This is a genomic window from Pseudorhodobacter sp. (genome assembly GCF_030452865.1).
Classification (GTDB): Bacteria; Pseudomonadota; Alphaproteobacteria; order Rhodobacterales; family Rhodobacteraceae; genus Pseudorhodobacter.
Genome location: NZ_JAKDLJ010000285.1, coordinates 1 through 4,859, shown reverse-complemented (window position 1 = coordinate 4,859; position 4,859 = coordinate 1). Strand labels below are relative to the sequence as shown.

Sequence of the window (4,859 nt, the reverse complement as noted above, 5' to 3'; positions counted from 1 at the left end):
GCAGAACTGCATTGGACGCCGGATGAGGTGGTCTACTATCTGACCACCGGTTTCACGCCGGAATATGACTCGGTTGGTGGCCATATGGCGCATGTGGTGGAAAACATGGCCCGCCTGCCCGAAAGCGACCCTGCCGCGATTGCCGCCTATTTGCAGAAGGTGGCCCCGGTCACCGATGGCGGCGATGATGTCGATTGACCCCGCCAAACCGCGCATTCTGATCGTTGGCGCGGGACCGACCGGCTTGACAGCAGCGGTGGAGCTTTCACGCCGGGGTTATGCGCCTGAAATCATCGAAAAACGCCCGACACCATCGCCGTTTTCACGCGCAGTCGGGATCATGCCGCATTCGCTCGACCTGCTCCGCCCCTCCGGCGTTTCCGATGCGATACTGACTGAGGCGATTGCATTTGAAGGCATCAGGTTTCACGTTGGCACACATCAGATTGGCCGTTTGCCGATGGGGTTTGACGCGTCATCGCAGGTGTACGGGCTGCCGCAGGATCGCACGGAGGCACTGCTGTCGGACGCCCTGCACCGGTTTGGGTCGAAGGTGCGCTACGATACCGCGCTGGATGGGTTGCGGCAGGCAGGGAATGAGGTGATCGCAACCATCAAGGGCGAAGAACGGGCTTTCGATTATGTTCTGGGGGCGGATGGTGTCAAAAGCCAGACCCGGCAATCGCTCGGACTTGACTATCCGGGGTTTGATTTGCCGGGCCTGTGGAGCATCGCCGATGTCGACAGCCCCGATTGGCGCGATCCGCATTGGTTTCAGGGCTTTATGCTGCCGCAAGGTCATATCGCGGTCGTTGTCCCACTCGCACCGAACCGGTTTCGGGTGATTGCAAGCCTGCCGGATGCGCTGGCGGCTTTGCCGGTGCCAATGCCGGTCACCACGCTGCACCGCGCGGGCAGCTTTACCATTTCGATCCGTCAGGTCATGCAATACCGCCATGGCCGCGTATTCCTTGCCGGGGACGCGGCACATTGCCATTCGCCGGTTGGTGGGCGCGGGATGAACCTTGGCATTGCAGATGCCTGCGATTTCGCAGAGGCGATGCGCAACAACGGGCTGGACGGCTATAGCGCGCGCCGTCACGCCGTGGCCAAGCGCGTGATCGCGGCGAGTGAGGGCGCGCGACGCATGCTGCAATCACCTAACCCGCTGGCGCGAGGTTTTGTTCAAGGCGCAATGCGGCTCGCGACCCGGTTCCCGCCGCTGGCGCATTTCGCGATGCGGCGCTTTATCGGCGACTGATCTCTACGCCCGGCCGAGCTTTTCCAGCCGTGCCGCGCGAAGCTGCGCGAAATCATCGCCTGCGTGATAGCTGGAGCGCGTAAGCGGCGTGGCAGAAACCATCAGGAAACCCTTGCCGTAGGCGGCTTTCTCATAGGCTTTGAATTCGTCCGGGGTTACGAACCGATCAACCCGGTGATGTTTCGGTGTCGGTTGCAAATACTGCCCGACAGTCAGAAAATCCACATCCGCCGCGCGCATGTCGTCCATCACCTGCCGCACGCCCTGTCCCTCCTCGCCCAAGCCCACCATGATGCCGGATTTGGTGAACATCGCGGGGTCCAACTCCTTCACCCTCTGCAACAGGCGCAAGGAGTGGAAATAACGCGCGCCGGGCCGCACCGTGGGATAAAGGCCGGGGACGGTTTCAAGGTTGTGGTTGAAGACATCCGGCCGCGCCTCCACCACCATTTCCAGCGCAGAGGCTGGGCATTTCAGGAAATCCGGCGTCAGAATCTCGATCGTGGTGCCAGGGCTGCGGTGCCGGATCGCACGGATGGTTTGCGCGAAATGCTCCGCCCCGCCATCTTCCAGATCATCGCGGTCAACGGACGTAATCACCACATGGTTCAGCCCGAGTTGCTGCACCGCATGGGCGACGCGCCCCGGCTCAAACGCATTCAGATCCTTGGGCTTGCCGGTTGCCACGTTGCAAAAGGTGCAACCGCGGGTGCAGATATCGCCCATGATCATCATGGTGGCATGGCCCTGCCCCCAACATTCGCCGACGTTCGGGCAGCCCGCCTCCTCGCAGACGGTGACCAGTTTCTGCTCTTTCAGAATGTCGCGGGTCTTCTTGTAACCTGCCGAAGTCGGTGCCTTCACCCGTATCCAATCCGGCTTTTTCGGTTGCGCATTGTCGGCGCGATGCGCCTTTTCAGGGTGGCGCTGGTCCGGAATTTTGAGATCACGCAAGCGAAGTTCCCCCTGACATGGCTATTTCCAATCAGATAAGCTGTTTTCAATGCAAGGACAACCGGACAGAGCAGGCTGCGACACGCTGCCCATCCTATCTTGGCTTACACGTTTAACCAGTGACCAAAACCATTTGTGAGTATCAAAATGTGTAAGAAAATGATCGCCGGAATTCTCGGCACCTTTATCCTCGTATTTTTCGGCGTCGGCTCTGCTGTCTTGATGGGCGATAAAATCGGGATGCAAGGCATCGCGATGGCCTTTGGTCTGTCCATCGTCGCGGCGGCTTACGGGTTTTGGGGCCATCGCCGGCGCGCATCTGAACCCGGCAGTCTCGCTGGGGGTTTTCATCGCAGGCCGGATGAGTAAATCCGATTTCATCACCGATGTCGTCGCCAATTCATCGGGGCCACGCTTGGCGCTGGTGTGATTCTGCTGATCGCGTCGGGCAAGGCCGACTACAGCCTCGTGCAAAACGGCTTGGGACAGAATGGCTATGGTCCGGGCTATCCCGGTGCATATTCCGCGCTTTCGGCTTTCGTGTTCGAAATTGTCATGACCTTCATCTTTGTGACCATTATCCTCGGCGCAACACAATCGGATGCGCCGGCCGACTTTGCCGGATTGGCGATTGGCCTGACGCTGACCGCAATCCGCGTGACCGGCATCAATATTACCAGTGCATCCGTGAACCCTGCGCGGTTCTTTGGCCCGGCGGTTTTCGTCGGGGCAAGGCTTTGGGTGATTTATGGCTGTTTTTCGCCGCCCCGTTGGCTGGTGGTGCCTTGGCCGGTATTGCCAACAAACTGCGGCTGACCAGCAATCTGGGCTTTTGAAATCAGGTGGGACGGGGCACCCCCGTCTCACACCTCCAGCGGGCTGAGGGCGCGGGCCGCCGCGATCAGTTCGTTCCCGCAACCACGCAGAATCAACGTCAGTTCGGCAAACCACGCGCCGCCCGATCCATCGGGACAGGCCAGCACGATCTGGCGCGCGGGTTCGGGGCTGGCGAAACGCAACCTGTCCAGATCCGGCACCGCTGCACATTCCTGCACCAGCGCCAGTTCCGGCAGGAAGGTCAGGCCAAAGCCCTGCCCGACCAGACCGCAGAGCGTGGTCAGCGAGGATGCCCCCAGATCGACTCGCTGATGCCGCCGGTCCATACCGCAAACCTCCAACGCCTGATCGGCAAGGCAATGGCCTTCATCCAGCAGCAAAAGCTGATCGGGGTTCAGCGTGAGTGGCCGCACATCCTCGACCCGCGCGCGCATATCGGCCAGTCGTTCCGCCCGGCCCGCAAGCAGAAAACGATCCTCGAACAGCGGCGCGATGGTCAGCCCGCCGGCATCTTTCGGCGCGGCAATGACCACCGCATCCAACTGCCCCCGTTCCATCGCGGCCAGCAGAACATCGGTCGTCGCCTCGCGCAGACGCAGATCGCGGGTGATATCGGTCTGACGCAGGATCGGCAGGGCGCGGGGCAACAGATAGGGCGCGACGGTCGGGATCACCCCGATGTTCAGATGGCCGACCAGACCCTGTTGCCGCGCCACCGCTTCCAACTGCGCCACCTCGGCCAAAATCCGCCGCGCCCGCGCCTCCACCTCCCTTCCTGCCGGGGTCAGGCGAATGTCGCGAGGCGCACGAACAATCAATGGCGCAGCAAGAGCAGCCTCCAGATCCTTGATCTGCATGGATAAAGCCGGTTGCGTTACAAATACTTTTTCCGCAGCACGCCCAAAATGCCGCTCTTCGCTGAGGGCGAGAAAGTAAGTCAGTTGGCGCAGCGTGACATTCATCAGCATTTCTTATCGTAATGGACATAATTTCCGATTTATAATTATTCCAAACAATCGCCATAGTACAGGCAAACTTGTAACCGCAGGAGTCTTGCAGATGACAAAACGCATCACCACCACCGCCGGCGCGCCGATTGACGACAACGACACCTCGCTGACCGCAGGTCCACGCGGCCCGGTCTTGTTGCAGGATTACCAGTTGATCGAGAAATTGGCGCATCAGAACCGCGAACGTATTCCGGAGCGTGTTGTCCATGCAAAAGGCTGGGGCGCGCTCGGCACGTTTACCGTCACCCATGATATTTCGCACCTCACCCGCGCCAAGATATTTTCGAAGGTCGGCAACACTTGCGACATCATTTCGCGCTGGTCGACTGTGGCGGGCGAAATGGGGGCAGCGGATGCCGAACGTGACGTTCGCGGCTTTTCGCTGAAATTCTACACCGAGGAAGGCAACTGGGATGTGGTCGGCAACAACACGCCGGTTTTCTTTCTGCGCGATGGGATCAAATTTCCCGACTTCATCCGCACGCAAAAGCGCCATCCGAAAACCAACATGCGTTCGCCCGAAGCGATGTTTGATTTCTGGTCCTCGCAGCCGGAATGTATCCATCAGGTCACCATCCTGATGTCCGATCGCGGCATCCCGGTGAACCCGATGCATATGCATGGCTACGGCTCCCACACCTATTCGATGTGGAACGCATCGGGCGTGCGCCACTGGGTCAAATTCCATTTCCGCTGCCAGCAGGAAATCAAGAATTACACCAATCAGCAGGCTGAAACCCTGATCGGCAAGACGCGCGAAAGCTATCAGGAACACCTGTTCCCCGCGATCGACAAGG

The 4,859-nt window shown here is 59.8% G+C and carries 4 protein-coding genes and 2 pseudogenes; 4 read left to right on the top strand and 2 right to left on the bottom strand.

The features are described from left to right. Positions 1–198: pseudogene (locus L0H65_RS14650) on the top strand (hypothetical protein); the annotation flags it as partial. Beyond that, positions 188–1,261 (top strand): NAD(P)/FAD-dependent oxidoreductase, encoded by a 1,074-nt coding sequence (locus L0H65_RS14645; protein WP_301459787.1) that lies wholly within the window; start codon positions 188–190, stop codon positions 1,259–1,261. The pseudogene L0H65_RS14650 and the gene L0H65_RS14645, both read left to right, overlap by 11 nt. A gap of 3 nt (positions 1,262–1,264) precedes the next feature. Here L0H65_RS14645 and lipA read toward each other — a convergent pair whose 3' ends face one another. After that, positions 1,265–2,215 carry a lipoyl synthase gene (lipA, locus tag L0H65_RS14640; RefSeq protein WP_301459786.1) on the bottom strand — a complete coding sequence of 317 codons (951 nt, stop codon included), beginning with the start codon at positions 2,213–2,215 and terminating at the stop codon, positions 1,265–1,267. Positions 2,216–2,362: 147 nt separating this feature from the next. On the opposite strand from lipA, the pseudogene L0H65_RS14635 reads away from it, so the two are divergent. Continuing rightward, positions 2,363–3,051, top strand: a pseudogene (locus L0H65_RS14635) (aquaporin). Between the two features lie 27 nt (positions 3,052–3,078). On the opposite strand, the gene L0H65_RS14630 reads toward L0H65_RS14635, so the two are convergent. Then, positions 3,079–4,014: a LysR substrate-binding domain-containing protein gene (locus tag L0H65_RS14630; RefSeq protein ID WP_301459785.1), complete on the bottom strand. Its 936-nt coding sequence runs from the start codon at positions 4,012–4,014 to the stop codon at positions 3,079–3,081. A 97-nt stretch (positions 4,015–4,111) separates the two neighbouring features. Between L0H65_RS14630 and L0H65_RS14625 the strand changes: the two genes are divergently transcribed. Beyond that, positions 4,112–4,859 (top strand): catalase (locus tag L0H65_RS14625; RefSeq protein ID WP_301459784.1); only part of this gene is annotated, 748 nt, incomplete at its 3' end.

Coding starts and splice junctions, on each gene's coding strand:
- L0H65_RS14645 (WP_301459787.1), top strand. CDS start 188: ATGTCGATTGACCCCGCCAAACCGCGCATTCTGATCGTTGGCGCGGGA.
- L0H65_RS14630 (WP_301459785.1), bottom strand. CDS start 4,014: ATGAATGTCACGCTGCGCCAACTGACTTACTTTCTCGCCCTCAGCGAA.